General features: G+C 62.9%; 21 protein-coding genes and 6 tRNA genes. 11 read left to right on the top strand and 16 right to left on the bottom strand.

The window, feature by feature from the left end:
* Positions 1 to 67: 67 nt before the first annotated feature.
* The 8 genes from QRN54_RS21075 to QRN54_RS21040 form a co-directional block, all read right to left on the bottom strand.
* Positions 68 to 1090, bottom strand: coding sequence for an NUDIX hydrolase (locus QRN54_RS21075; protein ID WP_285183009.1), 1023 nt, complete (start codon positions 1088 to 1090; stop codon positions 68 to 70).
* The gene (locus QRN54_RS21070) at positions 1087 to 2214 is read right to left on the bottom strand and encodes a glycosyltransferase family 4 protein (RefSeq protein ID WP_047269325.1); all 1128 of its coding nucleotides are present in this window, start codon (positions 2212 to 2214) and stop codon (positions 1087 to 1089) included. Before QRN54_RS21070 ends, QRN54_RS21075 begins: the two co-directional genes overlap by 4 nt.
* Complete coding sequence (locus tag QRN54_RS21065) at positions 2211 to 3113, bottom strand: phosphatidylinositol mannoside acyltransferase (RefSeq protein WP_030536867.1); 903 nt, start codon at positions 3111 to 3113, stop codon at positions 2211 to 2213. The genes QRN54_RS21070 and QRN54_RS21065 overlap by 4 nt, the downstream gene beginning before the upstream one ends.
* Complete coding sequence (pgsA, locus tag QRN54_RS21060; RefSeq protein ID WP_007732918.1) at positions 3110 to 3787, bottom strand: phosphatidylinositol phosphate synthase; 678 nt, start codon at positions 3785 to 3787, stop codon at positions 3110 to 3112. Before pgsA ends, QRN54_RS21065 begins: the two co-directional genes overlap by 4 nt.
* A gap of 81 nt (positions 3788 to 3868) precedes the next feature.
* The gene (locus QRN54_RS21055; RefSeq protein WP_003943307.1) at positions 3869 to 4423 is read right to left on the bottom strand and encodes an ATP adenylyltransferase; all 555 of its coding nucleotides are present in this window, start codon (positions 4421 to 4423) and stop codon (positions 3869 to 3871) included.
* Positions 4420 to 6477: a threonine--tRNA ligase gene (gene thrS, locus QRN54_RS21050; RefSeq protein WP_007732914.1), complete on the bottom strand. Its 2058-nt coding sequence runs from the start codon at positions 6475 to 6477 to the stop codon at positions 4420 to 4422. The genes QRN54_RS21055 and thrS overlap by 4 nt, the downstream gene beginning before the upstream one ends.
* Positions 6478 to 6610: 133 nt before the next feature.
* Positions 6611 to 7063 (bottom strand): TIGR02611 family protein, encoded by a 453-nt coding sequence (locus tag QRN54_RS21045; protein WP_030536868.1) that lies wholly within the window; start codon positions 7061 to 7063, stop codon positions 6611 to 6613.
* 187 nt (positions 7064 to 7250) lie between these two features.
* Positions 7251 to 7322, bottom strand: a tRNA-Val gene (locus tag QRN54_RS21040).
* A gap of 293 nt (positions 7323 to 7615) precedes the next feature.
* Between QRN54_RS21040 and QRN54_RS21035 the strand changes: the two genes are divergently transcribed.
* From QRN54_RS21035 to QRN54_RS21015, 5 genes are all read left to right on the top strand, one after another.
* Positions 7616 to 7688: transfer RNA gene (locus QRN54_RS21035), tRNA-Gly, on the top strand.
* Between the two features lie 25 nt (positions 7689 to 7713).
* Positions 7714 to 7784, top strand: a tRNA-Cys gene (locus QRN54_RS21030).
* Position 7785: 1 nt separating this feature from the next.
* Positions 7786 to 7860, top strand: a tRNA-Val gene (locus QRN54_RS21025).
* A 92-nt stretch (positions 7861 to 7952) separates the two neighbouring features.
* Positions 7953 to 8028, top strand: a tRNA-Gly gene (locus tag QRN54_RS21020).
* A gap of 16 nt (positions 8029 to 8044) precedes the next feature.
* A tRNA-Val gene (locus QRN54_RS21015) sits at positions 8045 to 8119 on the top strand.
* Between the two features lie 146 nt (positions 8120 to 8265).
* Here the strand turns inward: QRN54_RS21015 and QRN54_RS21010 are convergent.
* Together QRN54_RS21010 and QRN54_RS21005 are read right to left on the bottom strand one after the other, a co-directional pair.
* Positions 8266 to 8742 (bottom strand): alpha-isopropylmalate synthase regulatory domain-containing protein, encoded by a 477-nt coding sequence (locus QRN54_RS21010; RefSeq protein ID WP_042919911.1) that lies wholly within the window; start codon positions 8740 to 8742, stop codon positions 8266 to 8268.
* A gap of 174 nt (positions 8743 to 8916) precedes the next feature.
* Positions 8917 to 10302 (bottom strand): GH1 family beta-glucosidase, encoded by a 1386-nt coding sequence (locus tag QRN54_RS21005; protein ID WP_285183003.1) that lies wholly within the window; start codon positions 10300 to 10302, stop codon positions 8917 to 8919.
* A 116-nt stretch (positions 10303 to 10418) separates the two neighbouring features.
* Between QRN54_RS21005 and QRN54_RS21000 the strand changes: the two genes are divergently transcribed.
* Together QRN54_RS21000 and QRN54_RS20995 are read left to right on the top strand one after the other, a co-directional pair.
* A complete protein-coding gene (locus QRN54_RS21000) occupies positions 10419 to 11615 on the top strand; it encodes an MFS transporter (protein ID WP_285183001.1) in 1197 nt (398 codons plus the stop codon).
* Between the two features lie 67 nt (positions 11616 to 11682).
* Positions 11683 to 12216 (top strand): GNAT family N-acetyltransferase, encoded by a 534-nt coding sequence (locus QRN54_RS20995; RefSeq protein ID WP_007732909.1) that lies wholly within the window; start codon positions 11683 to 11685, stop codon positions 12214 to 12216.
* A 12-nt stretch (positions 12217 to 12228) separates the two neighbouring features.
* Here the strand turns inward: QRN54_RS20995 and zapE are convergent, their stop codons facing one another.
* Positions 12229 to 13245 carry a cell division protein ZapE gene (gene zapE, locus QRN54_RS20990; RefSeq protein ID WP_003942629.1) on the bottom strand — a complete coding sequence of 339 codons (1017 nt, stop codon included), beginning with the start codon at positions 13243 to 13245 and terminating at the stop codon, positions 12229 to 12231.
* A 43-nt stretch (positions 13246 to 13288) separates the two neighbouring features.
* Here zapE and QRN54_RS20985 point away from each other — a divergent pair, with 43 nt between their 5' ends.
* Genes QRN54_RS20985 through msrB form a run of 4 tightly spaced genes read left to right on the top strand, consistent with a single transcriptional unit; the run spans position 13289 to position 17396 of the window.
* The gene (locus tag QRN54_RS20985; protein ID WP_047269329.1) at positions 13289 to 14038 is read left to right on the top strand and encodes a pyrimidine reductase family protein; all 750 of its coding nucleotides are present in this window, start codon (positions 13289 to 13291) and stop codon (positions 14036 to 14038) included.
* Between the two features lie 19 nt (positions 14039 to 14057).
* Complete coding sequence (locus QRN54_RS20980) at positions 14058 to 15611, top strand: alpha/beta fold hydrolase (protein WP_047269330.1); 1554 nt, start codon at positions 14058 to 14060, stop codon at positions 15609 to 15611.
* Positions 15612 to 15671: 60 nt separating this feature from the next.
* Positions 15672 to 16955, top strand: a complete 1284-nt coding sequence (locus QRN54_RS20975; RefSeq protein ID WP_007732903.1) for a glycosyltransferase family 87 protein — start codon at positions 15672 to 15674, stop codon at positions 16953 to 16955.
* A 9-nt stretch (positions 16956 to 16964) separates the two neighbouring features.
* The gene (msrB, locus tag QRN54_RS20970) at positions 16965 to 17396 is read left to right on the top strand and encodes a peptide-methionine (R)-S-oxide reductase MsrB (RefSeq protein ID WP_285182994.1); all 432 of its coding nucleotides are present in this window, start codon (positions 16965 to 16967) and stop codon (positions 17394 to 17396) included.
* A gap of 54 nt (positions 17397 to 17450) precedes the next feature.
* Here msrB and QRN54_RS20965 read toward each other — a convergent pair whose 3' ends face one another.
* The 5 genes from QRN54_RS20965 to hemQ form a co-directional block, all read right to left on the bottom strand.
* Entirely contained in the window at positions 17451 to 18371 is a 921-nt protein-coding gene (locus tag QRN54_RS20965) for a WXG100-like domain-containing protein (protein ID WP_003942627.1), read from the bottom strand.
* The gene (locus tag QRN54_RS20960; protein ID WP_285182992.1) at positions 18371 to 18682 is read right to left on the bottom strand and encodes a hypothetical protein; all 312 of its coding nucleotides are present in this window, start codon (positions 18680 to 18682) and stop codon (positions 18371 to 18373) included. The genes QRN54_RS20965 and QRN54_RS20960 overlap by 1 nt, the downstream gene beginning before the upstream one ends.
* On the bottom strand, positions 18675 to 19148 hold the full coding sequence (locus QRN54_RS20955; RefSeq protein WP_285182987.1) for a YbaB/EbfC family nucleoid-associated protein: 474 nt from the start codon (positions 19146 to 19148) through the stop codon (positions 18675 to 18677). The genes QRN54_RS20960 and QRN54_RS20955 overlap by 8 nt, the downstream gene beginning before the upstream one ends.
* Before the next feature lie 82 nt (positions 19149 to 19230).
* Entirely contained in the window at positions 19231 to 21507 is a 2277-nt protein-coding gene (locus tag QRN54_RS20950) for a molybdopterin guanine dinucleotide-containing S/N-oxide reductase (protein WP_285183017.1), read from the bottom strand.
* Between the two features lie 54 nt (positions 21508 to 21561).
* Entirely contained in the window at positions 21562 to 22257 is a 696-nt protein-coding gene (gene hemQ, locus QRN54_RS20945) for a hydrogen peroxide-dependent heme synthase (protein ID WP_003942644.1), read from the bottom strand.
* Positions 22258 to 22260: the final 3 nt, after the last annotated feature.

Raw genomic sequence — 22260 nt, 5'->3', positions numbered from 1 at the left:
TTCGATTCCGTATCCAATTTGCCATTGCTGGCCTTAAACTGCCCGCGAGCACTGAACGACCGAACGATCAGCGGATGGAACGCACTTCCGGATCCTCGGAACCGTCCGCAATCGTCGCGGCCTCCACCAGGAGGTTTGCCAGATCCAACGGGTAGACGGGCTCACCGGACTTGGCCAGCCGGCGGATCTCTTCGGCGCTGCACCAGCGATGGCCGGTGATGGCACGCTGTTCCAATTCCGTGTGGCCTTGGAAGACCGGCTCGAAGCCGTGAGTGCGCGTAGCAAAGAACAGCTCTTCCGAACGGATCAGCTCACCGTCGAACGGGAAGATCGCCACCCGACGCCAAAGCGGACCTCGCAGATTCTCCGGCGCTACCTTGAACCCCGTTTCCTCCTCGATCTCACGAACCGCGGCCGCTCGCAGATGTTCGCCGCGTTCGAGCCCGCCGCCGACGGTGAACCAGAAGTAAGTGTTCGGGATCTTGGGATCGTGCCCGCGCAACAGCAGCACCCGATCTTCCTCGTCCAGCATCACCACGCGGGCAGAGGTCCGTGACGTATCCACGGTGATGCCCTCGGGCACCGCCGCCGCGGTCGTGCGCTCCGATATCTCGAAGTACTGAGGTAGCGGTGCCGTTCCCCCGAGGTGCAGCCAGCGAACAAGTCGACGCGTACGCAACGCGAGAGTGTCGCGCACCGCGTCGTTGTGGAACCGCCGAGCGATCAGGACCCTCGCCTCGGCATCGGCCAACTCGGCCACCAGTTGAGGTCGCAGCGACGTCGTGCCGTAGGCAGCGAGAGCATTGGACAGCCGGTTCTCGGCAAGCTCGCGATCCTGACGATCCGCACGTTCGGCGGCGTCCGCCAAGGTGACGAATCTGCGGGCGTCGTCGGCTCTCATGTCCACAGCCGCCGCGCGGACAACCGCGGCACGACGGGACAGAGCCGCATCGAGCGCCAACCACGACTGATCCGAACGCACATGCAGTCGATCGAGTCGGTTCGCCGTCCCGTACGCCCACAGTCCGACGACCAGGACGACGGCAGCGACGAGCCCGAGAATGAAGATCGTCAGAGCGGAGAAGGTCATGACCCCACCACGCGTACGCCGGTGCCGCCAACCGTGACGGTCTCGTAGACACGCAGGATCTGTTCGGCCACCACCGGCCAGTCGTATTCGGCGACAACACTTGTCGCGGTGTTGACCAGCGCGCGTCGTCGATCCGGGTCACCGAGAACGGAATCGATTGCCTCGGCCAGGGCATCGGAGTTCCCGATGGGGACCAGCAAGCCGGCCTGGCCGTCGCGAAGAACACGACGGAAGGCGTCCAACTCACTCGCGACGACGGCGGTACCGGCCGCCATGGCCTCGACCAGCACGATCCCGAAGCTCTCACCGCCGAGATTGGGCGCGCAGTAGACGTCCACACTGCGAAGCGCCGACGCTTTCTCCTCGTCACTGACCTGCCCGAGCAGTCGGAGATGCTTGAAGTACTTGCCCGCCTCTTTGCGGAGTTTTTCCTCGTCGCCGCGTCCGACCACGATCACCTCGAGATCAGGATGACGCTCGACCAACTCCGGCAGTGCACCGAGGAGGACGGCCATCCCCTTGCGCGGTTCGTCGTAGCGCCCGAGGAACAGAATGGTTCCACCCTCGCGCGGATAGCCGGGCAACATGTCGGCCTCGGCAAACGCTGCGACATCGACGCCGTTGGGGATCTCGACCGCGTCGGATCCGAGAGACTCGACCTGCCAACGACGCGCCAACTCCGAGACTGCGATCCGGCCGCTGATCTTCTCGAGATACGGAGCCAAGACACCCTGAAACGTGCTCAGCACCAACGACTTCGTGGTCGACGTGTGGAAGGTGGCGACGATCGGGCCTTCCGCGATGCGCAACGCGAGCATGGACAGACTCGGCGCATTGGGTTCGTGGATATGTAGAACGTCGAAGTCACCTTCCGCGATGAACTTGCGGAGGCGGTTGTTCGCCGTCGGGCCGAAAGACAACCGCGCAACAGAACCGTTGTAGGGAATCGCGACGGCTTTACCTGCGGAAACCACAAAATCCGGCAACTCGTCGTCATCGGACGACGGCGCAAGCACACTCACTTTGTGACCACGTTCGATCAGCACCTCGGCCAGATCCACCACGTGCGCCTGGACGCCGCCGGGGACGTCGAAGGAGTACGGGCAGATCATGCCGATTTTCATTCACCCTCCATGCGGGCGAGCCGCGATTCGGAAAGGTCCGAGCGCCACAGCGGTTGAAGCATGTGCCAGTCAGCGGGGTGCGCTGCGATGTTGACCGCGAAACGGTCGGCAAGTGCTTGCGTGGCCGGGCCGACTCCGCCGGATACGTCGATCGGTGGGTCGATCTTGAAACCCCATCCGTCGGGTGTGAACCAGCAGTGGACCGGAAGTAGCGGCGCGCCGGTGTCGATCGCGAGCTTCGCCGGGCCCGCGGGCATCCGAGTAGGTTCGCCGAAGAAGGTGACTGGCACACCCTTCTTCGCCAGATCGCGCTCCCCCAACAGGCACACGATCTTGTTCTCACGCAGATGCTTGGAGAGTTCGACGAACGGTGGATGCTCCCCGCCGCTGAGCGGGAAGATCTCGAAGCCGAGACTCTCGCGATAGTCGACGAACCGTTCGTACAGGGATTCGGGCTTGAGCCGCTCGGCAACGGAGGTCAACCCGCCCCACTGCTGAACGCACCACACGCCGGCCATGTCCCAATTACCGCTGTGAGGCAGCGCCAATACCGCGCCATGACCTGCAGCCATTGCCTTTTCCAGATGCTCCTGGCCCTCGACCAGCGCATGCAGCGCCTTACCTGTCGCGACCAGGTCCATCGACGGAAGACGAAACGCCTCACGCCAATACCGGGCGTACGAGCGCATCGAATCCTTGATCAACTGATCCGGAACTTGCTCCGGCGTCGTGCCCAGAACTCTCGCGAGGTTCTTCCTGAGTTGTTCGGGTCCGCCCTTGCGTACCGCGAAATCCGCTCCGGCGTCGAACAGCTTGACCGCCACCGATTCCGGCAGGCTTCTCACCAGCCGCCAACCCGCGGCGTATCCCAGGTCGGTTGCACGCTCGGCAAAGCTCATTTCTCTGCCTCGCCGTCCGTGTCCGGCGCACCTTCGACCGTCGATGCGGCCGGGGCGATCGGCAGAAGTTCCCGAGCGCCAGGGGAATTGCGCACCGCGAGCACTCGCTGGAAGACCGTCACGATGCTTCCGGCGGCAAGTACCCACATCGCGATGTGGATTGCCCACGGAAGACCCATACCCGTCAGGCCGGATCCGACCAACACGATGATCAATCGGTCCGGGCGCTCGATCCACCCGCCGTCCGCAGTCAGCCCGCTCGCCTCCGCGCGCGCCTTCGCGTACGAGATGACCTGCGAGGTGACGAGGCAGATGAGCGTCGCGACGAGCAGCCACTTGCTGTTCTCGTGGTAGACCGCCCACCAGGCCAGGCCGGCAAAAATCGCGCCGTCGGCGACGCGGTCGCAGGTCGCGTCCAGTACCGCCCCGTACCGCGTTCCGCCGCCGCGAGCACGAGCCATTGCGCCGTCGAGCATGTCGAACATGACGAAGAACCAGATGAACATGGTTCCCCAGAACAGATGTCCGGACGGAAACAGCGTCACCGCACCGGCGACGCTTGCCACCGTGCCGATCACCGTCACCGAGTCCGGCGTCAGACCGGTCTTGACCAGCGCCTTCCCCATAGGTGCCGTCACCTTGGACACCGATGCGCGCCCGAAGAAGCTCAACACCGCAGGAACCCTCCCCGTCGTGAGTTCCGGTTCGGAACTCGTTGCAGCAATGCATCCTGCCATGAAGCCGGATGCGTCAACCTATTGTTGCCAGGCACCGGCGAGTAGTCCCCTGGTCTCCCGCAGCAATTGCGGCATCACCTTGACCCCACCGAGCACGGTGATGAAGTTGGCGTCGCCGCCCCAACGTGGCACTACGTGTTGGTGAAGGTGCTCGGACAGCGAACCGCCCGCAGCGGCACCGAGATTCAGGCCGACGTTGAATCCGTGAGGATTCGACACGCTCTTGATCACCCGCAACGCCTGCTGGGTGAACGCCATCAACTCGGCGCTCTCCTCCGGCGTCAGGTCTTCGAGTGCCGCGACCTTGCGGTACGGAACCACCATCAGGTGCCCCGGGTTGTACGGATACAGGTTCAGAACCGCATAGACATGCTCACCGCGGGCAACGATCAGTCCTTCTTCGTCCGACATCTTCGGAATGTCGATGAACGGTTCACCTGTCGTGCCCGGGGTGTTGGGCGCCTCGGTGATGTACGACATCCGATGCGGCGACCAAATGCGCTGCAAATGGTCAGGGTCACCGACGCCGTGGTCGATCAGCGAACCCGGACCGTCGTCACCGGGGGCGCTCACTGCGCCACGCTTGGCTGCACCAGTTCGGCTGTCGGCGAGGCGTTCTCGCGGCGGCCGATCCACTCGGTGATGATCCGGACGGCGTCGTCGACGGGAATGCCGTTGATCTGCGTGCCGTCACGGAAACGGAAGCTGACCGCGCCGGCCTCCACGTCACGCTCGCCCGCGAGGAGCATGAACGGGACCTTTTGCGTGGTGTGGTTACGGATCTTCTTCTGCATACGGTCGTCACTGAAGTCGACCTCGGCGCGAACACCGGCTGCCTTGAGCTTCTTCGTGACGTCGAACAGGTGATCGGCGAACGCCTCGGCCACCGGGATTCCGACGACCTGCACCGGCGCCAGCCACGCCGGGAACGCGCCCGCGTAGTGCTCGGTCAGGACACCGAAGAACCGCTCGATCGAGCCGAACAGCGCGCGGTGGATCATGACCGGACGAGTCTTGACGCCGTCGTTGCCGGTGTATTCGAGCTCGAACCGCTCGGGCAGGTTGAAGTCGAGCTGGATGGTCGACATCTGCCAGGTGCGGCCGAGTGCGTCCTTGACCTGAACGGAGATCTTGGGACCGTAGAACGCGGCTCCGCCCGGATCCGGCACCAGAGTCAGGCCGGAAGCTTCGCCGACCTCGGCGAGCGTTGCGGTCGCCTCTTCCCAGACGTCGTCGCTACCGACGAACTTGTCCGGGTTTTTGGTGGACAGTTCGAGGTAGAAGTCGTCGAGGCCGTAGTCCTTGAGCAGGTTCAGAACGAACTGCAGGGTGGTGGTCAGCTCGTCGCGCATCTGCTCACGGGTGCAGTAGATGTGAGCGTCGTCCTGGGTCATGCCGCGCACGCGGGTCAGGCCGTGGATGACGCCGGACTTCTCGTAGCGGTAGACCGAGCCGAATTCGAAGAGCCGCAACGGCAATTCACGGTACGAGCGTCCGCGAGCACGGAAGATCAGGTTGTGCATCGGGCAGTTCATCGGCTTGAGGTAGTAGTCCTGGCCCGGCTTGCGCACGGTGCCGTCCTCGTTCAGTTCCTCGTCGACGTGCATCGCCGGGAACATGCCGTCGCGGTACCAGTCGAGGTGACCGGAAACCTCGTACAGATGCCCCTTGGTGATGTGCGGAGTGTTGACGAACTCGTAGCCCGCCTCGATGTGGCGGCTGCGCGAGTAGTTCTCCATCTCGGTGCGGATGATGCCGCCCTTGGGATGGAACACCGGCAGACCCGAACCGAGCTCGTCGGGGAAGCTGAAGAGGTCCAGTTCGGTACCGAGCTTGCGGTGATCACGACGCTCGGCCTCGGCGAGCAGTTCGAGGTATTCGTCCTGAGCCTCGGTGGACTCCCACGCGGTGCCGTAGACACGCTGAAGATCGGCGTTGTCCTGGTTGCCACGCCAGTAGGCGGCGGAGCTTCGGGTCAACTTGAAGGCCGGGATGTGCTTGGTGGTCGGAATGTGCGGGCCGCGGCACAGATCGGACCAGATCTTGTCGCCGGTACGAGGATCGAGATTGTCGTAGATGGTCAGCTCGTTGCCGCCCACCTCCATGATCTCGGGATCGTCGATACCGGACTTGTCGTCGATCAATTCGAGCTTGAACGGCTCGTCGGCCAACTCGACCCGAGCGTCCTCGATCGAATCGACCACTCGACGCGAAAAGCGCTGTGATCCCTTGATGATCTGCTTCATACGCTTTTCGAGCTTGGCCAGATCTTCCGGAGTGAACGGGCGGTCCACCGCGAAGTCGTAGTAGAAGCCGTCCTTGATCGGCGGACCGATGCCGAGCTTCGCGTCGGGGAATTCTTTCTGAACCGCCTGCGCGAGGACGTGGGCCGCGGAGTGCCGGATGACGCTGCGGCCGTCCTCGGTGGATGCTGCCACCGGCTCGACGTCGACATCGACCTCAGGTGTCCACGACAGATCCTTGAGCGTTCCCTCGCCATCGCGGACAACGACGATCACGTCGGGCCCCTTCGTGGGGTATCCGGCTTCGCGCACTGCAGTCCCGGCGGTCGTCCCCGCGGGCACCCGAAGTGGGGCGGCTGAGTGCTCTGGCGCGGGACTGGTCACGGCGATGTGCTCCTAAAGGTATTGCGACAAGTTAGACAGGCGTCGTACCCACTGCGAGCACGCGCACGATCATGTTATCGGCCCTACCGACATGGTGAGACAACCGAGTGAAGGAAACCGGGCCGCGTTCAACTCACAGCGGCGACTCGAGCCACGAGTAGTCCAGGCCCACCCATGTCCCGATCAGGCCGAAAGTGCCGAGCACCCACAAAGTCGCCAAGACGATCACTGTGGTGAACAGAACGCCCAACCCTTTGACGAACAGCGACTGCTTGCCGAACCATTCCATGAACCGGTCGTATCGAGCCTTCGCGAAATGAAGGAGTCGGTGTGCCCACGCGAACTCCGACGCCAGGATGCCGAGGCCGGCGAAAACGATGAGCCAACCGGGCCCGGGGTACGGAATAGCCACGATGCCGGCGGCGAACACGATCGTGCCCACGACTCCGACGCCGATGCGGTACGCAAGATTGAGGGTGGGCCGCGCGGCGATTCCCGCGCGCCACCGCTCCCAGCGGGACTCTGCGTCCTGGAAGACGGACAGGTCTGAATCGTCGACGGAAGAATCGACCTTTTCGGTACTCAAAGCAGTCACCTTTTCGGTCGCGAAATGTCTCTTCGACCAGGCTACCGAAATCGTCGCCCGGCGACCTGCGACGACGGTCTGCATGCCGAAATAACCGTGCCCTCGAACAGCTGTGCCCTCGACCAGCTGTGCTCTCAAACGACTGAAGGCGTCCCCGATGATCGGGAACGCCTTCAGTGTTTTTCTGTGGTCCCGGCTGGGATCGAACCAGCGACCTTCCGCGTGTGAAGCGGACGCTCTCCCACTGAGCCACGGGACCGTAAGTCATCCGAACGCATGCGCTCGAACGAGTTGGAACATTAACACGGCTGCGCGATGAATACGAATCACCAGGTTGGCATTCGTTTTGCTCCAGGCGACCCCGAAATCTACGAATTCGAACTGATTTCAGACCGTATTCATCGCCAAGACGGACAGTTGCAACGCGCGCAACGGGCCGATTCGACTCCGAACACGCCACTGAGCTGGTGATTTGTGTGTATCCGACACGGTCGGCTAATGTTTCCAACGCACCGAGGAGAGCGAGCAGCTCCCCAATCAACACGGTGCGATGCGGACGTGGCGCAGCTGGTAGCGCACAACCTTGCCAAGGTTGGGGTCGCGGGTTCGAATCCCGTCGTCCGCTCGAGAGGTGTGACTCAACCTTTTACGGTGGAGTGGCCGAGTGGTGAGGCAACGGCCTGCAAAGCCGTGCACACGGGTTCGATTCCCGTCTCCACCTCGCGCGATTAGCTCAGCGGGAGAGCGCTTCCCTGACACGGAAGAGGTCACTGGTTCAATCCCAGTATCGCGCACCACGTCAGGCCCTAGGGCCTGATGGTCAAGACCTGCTTGCAGGTCTGATAAGTTAGAAAAGTACTGAGTTCCGGTAACGGAGTTCATTGCTCATGCGGACGTGGCGCAGCTGGTAGCGCACAACCTTGCCAAGGTTGGGGTCGCGGGTTCGAATCCCGTCGTCCGCTCCATTTTTCTCCAGAACCCGCGCGATTAGCTCAGCGGGAGAGCGCTTCCCTGACACGGAAGAGGTCACTGGTTCAATCCCAGTATCGCGCACCATTTGAGAATGCAAGAAGCCGGAACCTCAGGGTTCCGGCTTTTTGCGTTCGAGCGCCGAACACACGGGCCGCAGTACTGACGCAAGCCCCCTCGGGAATCCACGTCAGTACTGCGGTTGATGTAGCTGATCAGATTGTTGTAACTGCTCAGTGAGAGAAGCGGTTCGCTGCCGAAGTCATCGCGCGCAGCGAGGACTCCGTCGACGACTCCGCAATACCCATCGCCCAGCTCCGACGGCCGTCGCACTCGGTGAAGATGAACGTCGCAGTGCGGTGGCCGATCTGGTGCTGATGGAAAGACAGGATCTCGAGCGAGATTCCCGCGTCGTGCAGCATCGACGTCATGGCCGAGATCGCGCCGGTCGAGGTGGCGGACGCTTTCTGGATACGCTCCCCCAGACCGAGAGTCGCTTCGAAGGCCCAACGACCCGGCGCAATCTTCTCGGAGGACCACGCACCCAGACGGATCGGGCCGCTCATAGCCGCATACGTGGACTCGAACTCGGTCCACGACATCGCTGAGCATTCGGCGCGCAAGCCAGCGGGCAGAGATTTGCCGTGACGCGCCGCGAAGGGATCAGCAGCAGAAGAAGAATCAGAAGCGAAAGCGAAGTTGTAAGTCATGATCGTGGTCTTCCTGGAATGAAGTGGAGGACCAACTGGTAGCAAGACGACCCGCAGCGAGGGGTCGGTCCGATTCAGACCCCGCTACGGCGGCTTACTACGAGAATTCGCTTCATGAGAGACGAGGCTAGGCGGCCCGGTTCGAGAATGCAACCCAGACCGCCTCCGCACAGGTCAGACCTGAGCCGCTTTGTGCTCGGCGATGAGGGCGCGATACCACTCGAACGAGGTCTTCGGAGTGCGCTTCTGGGTGTCGAAATCGACGTGCACCAGGCCGAAACGCTCCTTGTATCCCGCAGCCCATTCGAAGTTGTCGAGAAGTGACCACACAAAATAACCGCGGACGTCGACACCGTCGTCCATTGCCGATCGGAGGGCGCGAAGGTGCGCATCGTGGTAGTCGATTCGTGCTTCGTCGTCGACGACGCCTGCGGCATCCGGGGCGTCGTGGAATGAACATCCGCTTTCGGTGATGTAGATCGGCGGCAGTGCGTCACCGAAGCGGGCGTGGAACGTCCGCAAGATCTCGCCCAGCCCCTCGGGAACGATCGGCCAACCGAAATCGGTTGTGGGATAACCGGTAATCGCGACAGGGGCAAAGGGCAGGCCCGGGGGCAGGTCGACTTCGAGCACACCTTCGGTCCCCTGGCCTTCCACCGGAGCAGCAATCATCGTCGGCTCGTAGTAGTTGATCCCGTACCAGTCGAGCGGCGCCCCGATGATTTTCAAGTCCTCGTCGACAGGACCGCTGAGCAGCTGAGCGAATTCGTCGGCCGGGTACTTCCCGACCAGAACCGGGTCGGCGAACATCCAATTGACGACGTGGTCGTAGATGTCGGCAGCCATCACGTCTTCCGGCGAATCCGAAGCGGCACGCACCGGAGCATGGTTCGAGGCGATTCCGATGTTCGTGCATCCGGTTGCCCGAAGCGCTTCGACAGCGAGGCCATGCCCGAGCAGCTGGTAATGTGCGGCTTGGAAAGCCTCGAACCCCAAGGCCAGTCCGGGGGCGTGAACTCCGAGGGCATGCCCGTAAAGCGTGTGCACAACTGGTTCGTTGAGCGGCATCCACATTCCGACCCGATCCGACAGCCGCTCGCCGACGAACTGCGCATACTCCCCCAGCCGATACGAGGTGTCGCGGTTCATCCAGCCGCCCTGCTCCTGCAAGGCAAGGGGCAGATCCCAGTGAAAGAGCGTGACAGCGGCAGTAATTCCCGCCGAACACAGTCGGTCGATCAGGCGGTCGTAGAAGTCGAGCCCCTTCGTATTCACTGCCCCCGATCCGGTGGGCAGAATGCGCGACCACGACAGAGACAGCCGATAAGCGTCGAGCCCGAGCTGATTCATCAGCTCGATGTCCGACTCCCAGCGGTGATAATGATCGGCAGCGACCGTCCCGGTGTCGCCCCCGACGACAACACCGGGACGGTCACAGAACTCGTCCCAGATCGACGGTCCGCGACCGTCTTCGGCCACTGCTCCTTCGATTTGATAGGCCGCAGTGGCGGTTCCCCAGACGAAGGAAGTCGGAAATTCTGGTGTCGGCTGCCGAGTCATGTCGGTCAGTTAATCAAAGAACCGTGCAAAACACGCAGCTTTGTTGGACACTCGACCAGTATCAAGATCCAGTACCGTTCGGCCTAACCGAACGAACGAGACAAAGGCCCTGCTTGATGACGGATAACACCCGCACCCTGACGAGGGCTCGGATCGCCACTTCGGTGGCCTTCGGACTTCAAGGATTTCTGCTCGCCGCCATTCTGACGCAGCTGCCGCAGTACAAGGACTTGTTCGAGCTGAGCGAGACACTGGTTGTGGTTGCGGTTGTCACCGTGTCCGTCATCGCCGGGCTCGGCAGCGTGCTCGCCGAGATGCTGGCCGTGAGAACGTCGAGCAAGATGACCCTGCGAACTGGGCTCGCCGTCATCGCAGTCTTCGGCGGGGCAACCGGAATTGCGCCCAACGCAGCGATGTTCTTCGTCTTCCTGGCGATCTACGGCATCGGACTCGGCATGGTCGACGCGGCCGCCAACATGCAGGCAGTCTCGATCCAACACGCCAAGGGCCGCTTCATCCTCTCCTCGTTCCATGCTTCCTGGAGCGTCGGAGCGATTGTCGGCGCCCTGTTCATCTCTGCTACCGCAGGCCTCGACATTTCGATCCGCGTCACGCAGGTGATCGCGGGAGTTGTTGTCGGACTGATGCTTCTGACCTTCGGCCCGCAACTACTCGATCGGTCCGAGTCTCCGGTTGCCGAGGCAAACATCACGAGCACCGCGAAATTCGCGGTACCCACCCGCGCCTTCGTCCTCCTCGGCGTCGCGATGGCATTGTTCTACGCGGTCGACTTCAGCGTCGGAAACTGGTCGACTCTGTACGTCAAGGACGAACTGCTCGCCGACGCCGGGACCGCTGCCCTTTCCGTGGCGGCGTATCAGATCGCGGCACTTGTCGCACGACTGACCGGGGACTACTGGGTCGGGAAATTCGGTGAGACGACCGTCGTGCGGATCGGCTCTCTCATCGGCGTAGTCGGTATGACAGTTGTCGTCCTCGCGCAATCTCCCGCCGTTGCCATCGCCGGGTTCCTCATCGTCGGGCTCGGGGTACCGGTGATCGCTCCGATCTGCTTCAGCGCTGCCGGCAGGATGGCTCCCCCGGATCAGGTCGATGCGGTGATCGCACGCATCAACCTCTTCAACTACGTCGGCACAGTCGTCGGCGGCGGCATCGTCGGCGCGGTCGCCGCCTTCAGTGACCTTCGAATCGGGTTCCTGATTCCGCTGGCGTTCTGCGCGATCTTGATAGTTCTTGCTCCCGCGTTCGCACCGAAACGAGCCACAACTCCGGTCGCCGAGAACGCCGCTTGAGCATTGCGCCCGAGGAAAGTGGTGTACTTGATCGACCGAATTGTGTGCACGAGAGGCAGAAACTGACGTGACGATCACCGTTGACCGGGCCGGGATCTGGGATTCCGAAGCAATAGCCGACGTGGCAGCGGTGACATTTCCACTGGCGTGTCCGCCGGACGCATCCGACGACGACATCAGTGCCTTCATCGACAACGTTCTCTCGGTCGACAAGTTCTCCGAGTACCTGACCGATCCGACGCGAACCGTTCTCAAGGTCATTCGCGACGGTTCGATCGTCGGCTACGCGATGCTTGTCGACGACGAGCCCTCCGACCCGGACGTCAAAGCTGCTGTGACACTTCGCCCGACAACGGAACTGAGCAAGTTGTACGTGCTTCCGGGTAACCACGGGACCGGCGCGGCAGCATCCTTGATGGACGCGGTTGTCGACCACGCACGACGCAGCGGAAGTGCCGGGATCTGGCTGGGCGTCAATCAGGAGAACCTGCGCGCCCAGAAGTTCTACGCAAAGCACGGTTTCACACAGGTCGGCACGAAGACTTTCCTCGTGGGCGCACAACTCCACCACGATTTCGTGATGGAGCGCCCCGTCAGCTGACAGGCGTGCAGACTAGCCGGCCGCGACCTCGAAACGAGAAAGTGCGAGCAGGCGCGAGGTCGCGCGCAAGTACTTCTTCTTGTACCCACCGGCGAGCATCTCGGGGGTGAAGATCTCGTCGAGGCGTGCGCCGGAAACGGTGACCGGGATGCTCGCGTCGTACAGGCGGTCGGCGAGAACCACGATGCGCAGTGCAACGGACTGATCCGTTGCCGGGTGGACACCGTCGATGAACACGGCCTTCACACCCTCGACCAGCTTGTTGTACCGCGACGGGTGCAGGGTGCTGAGGTGCTTGCACAGCTCGTCGAAGTTGTCGAGCGTGGCGCCGTCGATGGCGTCGGCCCGAGAAACCAACTCCTCCGAGGAGATGGGCTCGGGTGCGGGCGGGAGATCGCGGTGACGGTAGTCGGGGCCGTCGACGCGAATCGTCTCGAAGATCGAGCCGAGCTTCTTGATCTCGCGCAGGAAGTCCTGGGCGGCGAAGCGACCCTCCCCGAGCTGGCCCGGAAGCGTGTTCGACGTCGCGACGATGGACACGCCGCGCGCGGAAAGCTCCGAAAGGAGGCGGGATACGAGCATGGTGTCGCCCGGATCGTCGAGCTCGAACTCGTCGATGCAGAGAACGCTGTGGTCGGCGAGCGCTTCGACCGCCTTGTTGAAGCCGAGAGCGCCGACGACGTGTGTCAGCTCGACGAAGGTTCCGAAAGCCTTCGGCGACGGAACGCTGTGGAAGATCGACGCCAGCAAGTGAGTCTTACCGACACCGAACCCGCCGTCGAGGTACAGGCCGGCGCCGGTCGCCTGGGTCTTCTTGCCGAACAGTCCGCGGCGTCCACCACTACGGATCTTGGTGACGCGCTTGGAGAATTCCTCGGCCTTGGCGACAGCAGCTGCCTGGCTCGGTTCCTTCGGATCAGGAATGTAGGAGGCAAAACTCACCTCGTCGAACATTGCGGGAGGCACCATTTGAGCTACCAGTTGATCGGCGGGTACCACCGGGCTGCGATCGACAAGACGTTCATGCATCCGTCAAGGGTATCTACGTGATGTGATCTCTCATGTGCACCGTATGGATATTGCGACCTACTTCACACCAGGCCACGAAGACGAACTTCGCGGCTTGTACGCCTATCCGGAGAACCTCTCGCAACCCTGGATGCGCGTGAACTTCGTTTCCAGCATCGACGGGTGCGTCTCCGTCGACGGAGTGAGCCATGGACTGGGCACACCGGCCGACAAGTCGGTATTCGGGATCTTGCGCGAACTCTGTGACGTCGTCCTCGTCGGCGCAGGCACAGCGCGAGCCGAGAACTACGGGGGTGTGCAGGTCTCGGACGAAGCCCGGGCGCGACGAAAGGCGAGCGGCCTCGCTCCGGTCCCACCGATCCTCGTCGTCTCGGCGCACGCGTCGATCGACCCCGAAAGCCGACTCCTTCGCGATACCGAAGTTCCACCGATCCTTGTTGTCGGTCGCGACGCGGACTCCGCGGCAATTTCGGCGCTGAGATCTGCCGGAGCGCAGGTGGAGGTGACGGACTCACCGAACGTCACCAGCGGCGACATCGACAGGGCCTTGTCGGCTCGCAAGCTCCGTCGCGTGCTGTGCGAGGGCGGACCGTCACTTTTCGGGCAGTTGATCGAGGACAATGCCGTCGACGAACTCTGCATCACCACGTCACCTCAACTGGTGGGGAGCAAAGTCGGCCGAATCTCACTCTCCCCCAACGCAATGCCCACCGCCATGCGTCCCGCGCACATTCTCGGTGATACGGACGGCACGATCCTCACTCGATGGGTTCGTCAGCAGCCACTTCGGTGAACCTGGCACTCTGGTCGGCATGCGCAGAGTTGCTTTGATGGCCGTCGTCCTCGCGACGTGTTGTGCGTGCGGCGCCGGTCCGTCGCTTCGGCCCGCCGTCGCGGTCGAAGGCCGCACCGACGGCAGCCCTGCCCAGAGCGAGGGACCGTCGCCCGATGCGCCGCCGGTCGACCCTGGCGTCCCGACCGATGACATACCGTGGCGAGACTGCACCGGCACGTCACTCGCCGACCAGGCTCTCGCGGCGTCGAGCGCCGGCGTCATTCTCGAATGCGCGGAATTCAATGCCCCCATCGACGTGACCGGCGCCATCGACGGCAACTTCACTGCCGGCTTGACCCGCGCTCGGACCTCGTCGACGCCTGCCGACGCGTATCCGATCGTGTTCACATCGGGCACCGATCGTTCGTCGGGAAACTCTCTGGCCATGCTCGCCGCATCCGGCTTGAACACGGTTCTCGCCGAACATCCCGTGGTTGCCCTCGATCGACGCGGAATCGACAGGTCCACAGCAATCGACTGCATGACGCCGGAAATTCGGCGTGGCCTTCACGATCTGGGCCAGTTCGACGCGGATTCCACCGGTGACGCCGCCGACGCGGTCGCCGCTCTCGGTCACGACGCCACCATTGCCTGCACGGACTACCTCGACCCTCAAGAACTGAAGTTCGGCGCCGACTCCGCAGCCGAGGACATCGACGCTCTACGTACACGGTGGGGCGTCGAGACCATCGCTCTGTGGTCTGCAGGGTCCGGCTCGGACATCGCGCTGAGCTATGCGGCAGCCCACCCGAACAACCTCGCGAGATTGATCCTCGATTCTCCCGCTCCGGTGGCCACCGACGCTGCGACCGAGGCCGAAAGCCGCGTGCAGGGCGAGGAAGCGGCATTGGCGGCATTCGCTCAGCGATGTGTGGCGCTGGGGTGCTCGCTCGGACCTGATCCGAAGAAATCGGTCACGGACTTGATGGAGCGCGCTCGAGCCGATGAATTCCAGCCGCTGTCCGCCGCTGCGGTGTCGAACGCGATTTCGGCGAGCCTGTGGACTGCCGGAACCAACCGTGAGCAGGAGACCCGCTCACTGTCCGACGCTCTGTCCGCGCTCGGTACCGGCAACGCTTCACCGATTCGAGAGCGCGCCGCCCGGGCGGAGAACGAGGTGGACGGCGACGGCCAGTTCATCGGACGATGCACCGACGGCATGCAATGGCCGGGCATCGGGCGTGCGCGCGAGCTTGCGAACACGTGGGGCACCAACTATCCGGTGTTCGGGCAAGAAGCCGCGCTCGGGTTGCTGGCGTGCGCCAGCTGGCCGTCGACCGCCAACTCTCCCCTGCCGAATCAGTTGAAGCCCCCAGTCCTCGTGCTGAGCGGTCAGGGTGACCCGGCCGTCGGGAACTCCGGACTCTCGACCGTCACCGGCGTCGTGACCAATGCAGGATCGCGCTTCGCAACTCTGGACTGGCAAGGTGCGGGTCACCCCGCGGCACAATCCACCTGCGCTCAACAGGCGATGCGCCTCTACCTCAGCGACGCCTCCCTGCCCAGTAACGGAAGCGTGTGCCCGGCCTGACTCGGGCGCTCGTCCACCACGACCGAAAAGGGGTGCATCCCCCGATCACACCCTGCTCCGGTGTACCGTGCCGAAGTGTTCCTTCGACAGCTCGAGCCGCGTACCGGGCGGACAACCCAACAAGTCGTCAACTTCGTTTTGTGGCCGATCGCCGTGATGACAGTGCTCAATCGTGTCATCGTCACAGCAGTCAACGGCGCCATCACCGATGACTTCCGACCGGTCTACAACGCCGCGCTGGCGTTCTGGAACGGGCGCGACGTCTACACCGCAGATTTCAACTCCGTAGACCCCCATTACCTGTACCCACCATCGGGTTCCTTGTTGATGGCCCCCCTGGCGATCCTCGATCCCGAGCGCTCACGGTGGCTGTTCATCGGTGTCAATGCCGTCGCCATTCTCGTGGCTCTCTACCTGCTGTTGCGCTTGTTCGACCTGACGATCAGTTCCATCGCGGCGCCGATTCTGGTGCTCGGCGCGTTCATGTCGGAGACTGTCACCAACACGTTGGTGTTCACCAACATCAACGGCCTCGTCCTGCTCGGCGAAGTTGCCTTCCTCCTGTTGCTGATGCGCAAGAAGGATCTGTGGGCCGGCGCCGCGATCGGTCTCACCATCGCAGTGAAACCCACTCTCGCGCCGCTGCTCCTGCTGCCACTCGTTCGCGGTCAGTGGAAGGTGTTCGTCACCGCCCTGGGCATCCCGTTCATTCTCACGGTCGTGGCATGGCCGCTGGCGTCGGATCCGATGGACTTCGTCCGCCGCACCGTGCCGTACCTGCTCGAATCTCGTGACTACTTCAACAGTTCGATTGTCGGAAACGGCGCTTACTTCGGTCTGCCCGAATGGTTGATCCTGCTCTTGCGCGTCGTGTTGGCCGCCATGGTCGTCGTCTCTCTGTGGCTTCTGTACCGCTACTACCGCAACGACGAACTCTTCTTCCTCACCACCGCGACCGGTGTGATCATGACCGCGTCGTTCCTGCTGCCCTCGCTCGGCCAGATGTACTACTCGATGATGCTGCTCCCGCTCCTGATGTCCGTGGTACTCAAGAACTCGGTCATGCGGAACTGGCCGGCGTGGCTTGCGGTCTACGGCTTCATGACGTTCGACAGCTGGTGGTCGAACCGCTGGCCGACCTTCGGCCGGGCGGCCGAATACACCAAGAGCACCCTCGGCTGGAGCCTTCTGCTGATCGTGATCTTCTGTGTCCTCGGATACCGGTATCTGGTCGCGCGTCGAGAGGGCCGCTTGGATCGGGGAATCGATCCCGCGTACCTCCTCGATCCCCCACTCGATACCGTCTCACCTGCCGACGAAGCCGAAACGGCGACAAAGCATTAGCGTGGAGGCATGAGTTCTTCACACGATGGCATCGACAGCACACCTGAGGTCACGTACACCGAGAGCGAGTGGCGCGAAAAACTGACGCCGGAGGAGTTCGCCGTCCTGCGCCAAGCCGGCACCGAACGCCCCTTCGTCGGCGAGTACACCGACACCACCACGGAAGGTGTCTACTCCTGCCGGGCCTGCGGAGCCGAACTGTTCCGCAGCACCGAGAAGTTCGAATCGCACTGCGGGTGGCCGTCCTTCTTCGATCCGGCGGATTCGGATGCCGTGATCCTGAAGGAAGACAGCTCACTCGGGATGCGCCGCGTCGAGGTCATCTGCAAGAAGTGCCACAGCCACCTCGGTCACGTCTTCGAGGGTGAGGGGTACCCGACGCCGACCGATCAGCGGTACTGCATCAACTCGATCTCGCTGGTTCTCAAGCCCGCTCGGTAGCCAGGTCGTGGGCTACCCCGTGTCACTGGTAGCCCACGATCCGAGACTTTCAATTCAGAAGTCCCAGTTCAGGGCAGTCGGGCTCAGACCAGCCGCATTCAGGTCCTCGTTGCGAGCGACAAGTCCGTCTTTGACGGAACCGATCCCGCCACCGATCGCGCCGGAAGTGATGTCAGTCAACGAGGCGTCGCCGCCCGTGACTTCCTTCGTCACGATCGCAGCGGACGCTCCCGACACCGCGTCGTCGAAGGCGCCCCGCGCGATCTCCTGCACTCTCGAACCGGTCGGGAGCGGGTTCGGGTCAGGGCCGACACGATCCGGCGTCGTCTTCAACCCTCCGTTCGCAAGTCCCTTGATGAAACCGTCGCGCCCCTCGGTCACGACCTTGCCACCGTCGATCGACTGGCGATGATCCATCGTCATCTGCCCGAGTTGAATGGCGAGGCCGGAGAAGACGGCAGCGGCAGCTTCCACTGCCGCAGCCTCGATCACTCGTATCAACAATTGCTGCAACAACATTCGGACAGTGAGGGTTGTTGCTACCTCAGCCGCCACGACCCCGGCGGTACTGACACCCAGTGTCGGGACAGCAGCCGCCACCATGGCGGCAATCTCGAGCGCCAGTGCGCCCAGCGCCGCGAGGATCGACAGTTTGGTGTACTCGATGTCCGTGCCGGTATCGGTGCATGACTGACCCAGTTCGGCCGCGGCAGAGGACAACCGCTCGAAGACCTCCGCAACTCCCCCGGCCTCCGACCAATACCGAGACAACGAGTCGCCGGCTCGACCGTCGATCGATGCCAGTACTGCCTGCAATCCGTAACCACCGGCAGCGGCCGAAGCCTCGATCCGATCAGCCGCGCCTGACCAGGCATCACCCAACCTCCACAGTGCCGTTTCGTCTCCTTGCGGCCAGTCACTGCCCACCGCGACCGACGCAACCGCCTGTAACCAGCCGGGAATCTCGAGTCCCATCAGAGCCCACCCGCCATGTCGTCGGCAAGCGAGGTGTCGATCGATTCGAAACGATCGGTGATCTCGATCAGCGTGGCGGTCAATTCGCGCAGCGCGCCCGCGACCAGCGTCACCCCACCGACCGCTGACTCAGCACCGGGAACATATGCGCCTGAGAATGCGGATCCGAACTGGTCGCCGCCCCAGCAACCCTCTTCGGCGGCGACCACTGCGTCGAGAGCGCTCCGCGCCTCGTCCAGATCGGCAGCCACCACCGCGAAGGCTGGTGCAGCACTTTTCATCGCGGCCACATTCACGCCCAGTTCAGACATTGCCGGAGCTCCTCAGAACGGTGCGGTTCCAGTTCTCGTCGCAGGAAGCCGGTGTGGAGCTCGGACGAGGTTCGAGAATCTCGCGCAATCCGAGCACGCCCGGAACCAGGTCCGGCAAGTCGATTCCGGCCGCCTCCGTGAGCGGCTTCGTCATCTCGGCAAGCTGTCGGTGTATGTCTTCTGCCGCAGACGCGGCCGTAGCCAGGATCAGATTCCCCAACGCTGCCGGCGAATGCTTGGCGTAAGAACTCCCCGAGAGATCGACTCCCACCACCGCCCCCGAGGCGTCGACGACGATTTCCACGCTGCCGTCACTCGAACGCGCGCTCGCCGTCGCTCGAGCGATCCTCTCCTGCAAGTCCGCCAGCGATCGAGTCCGCTCCAACAGAACGTGCTGCATCGAATCGATCTGGGCCCGAAGTACTTCGACTTGCCCCCGCATCGAACCAACATCCGCTGCACTCACGATGGCCCCCACCTCCGATAGATCGTGACACCTGATTCAGGCGCTCACGAGGTTCGACGCGAGAGGTGGCCGATCGGTTCCGTCAGCGTGAACGAAGCACGGGCGGATCGAACGCCTTGACCGGCGGCAGGGCCCCGTCGAATTTCTCGATCTGCACCAGAACGTGCTGGCCGGTGCACCCGTGCGAGAGTGACGACGTACCGATGTCCGGTGTCAGAACGTTGGGATTGCCGTGCACACACAGAGAGTCGGGATCGGCAGGATCGAGCGGGTCGTACCAGGCACCGGTGGAAAGTTGGACGACGTCGCTCCGCAAGTCCGAGTCGACGATCACACCAGCAAGGCACGCTCCGCGTTCGTTGAACACCCGCACCACGTCTCCTGCCGAGACGCCGCGCGCGGCCGCTGCATCGGGGTGCATACGAATCGGCTCGCGTCCCTGAATCTTCGACGCCTGGCTCGCAGCGCCGTGATCGAGTTGGCTGTGCAGACGCGTCTTGGGCTGATTGGCGATCAAGTGAAGCGGGAATTGCGAGGCTCGCGGTCCACCCAGCCACTCGTCGGGCTCGTACCAGCGCGGATGGCCGGCGCAGTCGTCGTAGCCGAAGGACTCGATGGTCTCGGAGAAGATCTCGATCTTCCCACTCGGAGTCGAGAGCGGATGTTTCTCGGGATTCTCACGGAAGTCACCGAAGAGCACGAGGTTGTCTTCGGTTCGCATCCGGTAGTGCCCTTCTGCCCAGAAGTCCTCGAACGTCGGTGTGTTGCCGCCGTCTGCATCGACGAACGGCCGCCATTGACCGTAGAGATGCTCGATCCACTCCTGTGAGGATCGCCCCTCGGTGAACTGTTCCCCGAATCCGAGCGCAGAAGCGAGAGCGGCAAACGTGTCGTAGTCGTCACGCGAGTTCTCGAAAGGTGGAACGACCTGCTGCATCGCGACCAGAAGCGGGTCGTTTCGAGTGCAGCTCAGGTCATTTCGTTCGAGCGAGGTGGTCGACGGGACAACGATGTCGGCGTTGCGGGCCATCGGCGTCCAGTACGGATCGTGAACGACGATCGTGTCCGGACGCGCAAATGCCCGTCGCAGCCTCGGGAGATCCTGATGGTGGTGAAACGGATTGCCACCGGCCCAGTAGACCAACCGGATGTCGGGATAGGTCAAGCGTCGGCCGTCGTAATCGAACTCCTCCCCGGGCGAAAGCAGCAGGTCGGAAATCGCGGCTACCGGAATGAAATCCGACACCGGATTCACACCTTGCGAGAAGGTCGGCAAGGGATACGGCACCGGAGCCAGACCCGGCTCGTTCATCGAACCGTAGCCGTGCCCGAAACCTCCACCCGGAAGCCCGAATTGGCCGAGCATCGCTGCGAGTGTCACGCCCATCCACGGCGCCTGTTCACCGTGTTTGATGCGTTGCAACGACCACGTGACGGTCATCAGCGTCCGGCCAGACGCCATTCTCCGAGCCAGGTCGGTGATGAACTCCGCCGACACACCGGAGATCTTCTGCGCCCAGCGCGGATCCTTCGGTACACCGTCGGAACGTCCGAGCAGGTAATCCTCGAAGCGTTCGTAACCGACGCAGAAACGGCCCAGGAAATCGCGATCGTGCAGGTCCTCCGACGCCAGGACAAACGCCAGGGCAAGCATGATTGCAACGTCGGTTCCCGGAACGGGTGCGATCCACTCGCAGTCACCCTCGACGTCGTCACGCAACGGACTGAAGGAGACGATCTTTCCGCCGCGGGCACGAAACGCGTCGAGCGCCCCGCGCGTCGGATGATCACTCGTACCACCGGCATTGACTCCGGTGTTCTTGATCGGCACTCCCCCGAACGAGACGAGGAGATCGGAGTGCTTCGCGATGACGTCCCACGACGTGGAGCGCGCGAACAACTTCCAGTGCGTTCCGACCACACGCGGCATGATGACGCCGGTGGCACCGAGCGAGTAGCTGTGAACTGACTTGGTGTATCCACCCAGCTGATTCAGAAATCGGTGAACTTGGCTCTGCGCGTGATGGAATCGGCCGGCGCTGGCCCAGCCGTACGAGCCGCCGAAGATCGCGTTGTTTCCGTGCGCGTCGACCACGCGACGCAGTTCACGCGAGAGGAGTTCGGTCAGTTCGTCCCAGGAGACCGAGACGAATTCGTCGGCTCCACGTCGGTCGCTGGGACCCGGCCCGTTCTCGAGCCAACCCCGACGCACCGCCGGACCCGAAACACGAGCCCGACTGCGCACCGAACCGGCGAGGTTCCCGAGCATCGGCGAAGGATTCGCATCACCCTCGTACGGATGCACGGCGGTCACCTCGCCGGCGACCGATTCGGCGGTGAACATTCCCCAATGGGACATGTGTTGACGACGCCGGTTCGGTGCAGTTGTCACAGGAACTACTTTCGAAGCAGATCAGGGAAGGGAAAGGACCAGCTTCTCGATGTCCACGCGCGGGCCGGTGAAGAACGGCACCTCTTCGCGAACGTGCAAGCGAGCTTCGGTGGCACGTAGATCGCGCATCAGATCGACGATACGAATGAGCTCGGGTGCTTCGAACGCGAGAATCCATTCGTAGTCCCCCAGGGCGAAGGCCGGGACCGTGTTGGCGCGAACGTCCTTGTACGAACGAGCAGCCATACCGTGATCGGCGAGCATCTTGCGACGCTCCTCGTCGGGGAGCAGGTACCACTCGTACGAGCGGACGAACGGGTAGACGCAGATGTAGTCGCCCGGATCCTCACCCGCGATGAACGAGGGCACGTGGCTCTTGTTGAACTCCGCGGGGCGGTGCACCGCCGAGTTGCTCCAGATGGGAGCACTGGCCTGTCCGAGGACGGTGGTGCGACGGAAATCCGCGTACGCGGCCTGCAGTTCCTCGATGGTGGCCGCGTGGGTCCAGATCATGAAGTCCGCGTCGGCGCGCAGGCCGGCGACGTCGTAGATCCCGCGAACCACGACGCCCTTGTCTTCGAGACCCTCGAAGAACAAGCGGGCGTCCTTGACCGCAGCTTCCCGATCATCGCCCAGCACACCGGGTTCCACCTGGAACACGGAGAACATGAGGTAACGGATTTCAGAGTTCAGTTTGTCGAAATCAAGGCGTGCCATGGG

Origin of the sequence: Rhodococcus sp. MEB032 (assembly GCF_030208925.1) — a bacterium.
GTDB lineage: Bacteria > Actinomycetota > Actinomycetes > Mycobacteriales > Mycobacteriaceae > Rhodococcus_F > Rhodococcus_F qingshengii.
This window is presented reverse-complemented; position numbering and strand designations above follow the sequence as displayed.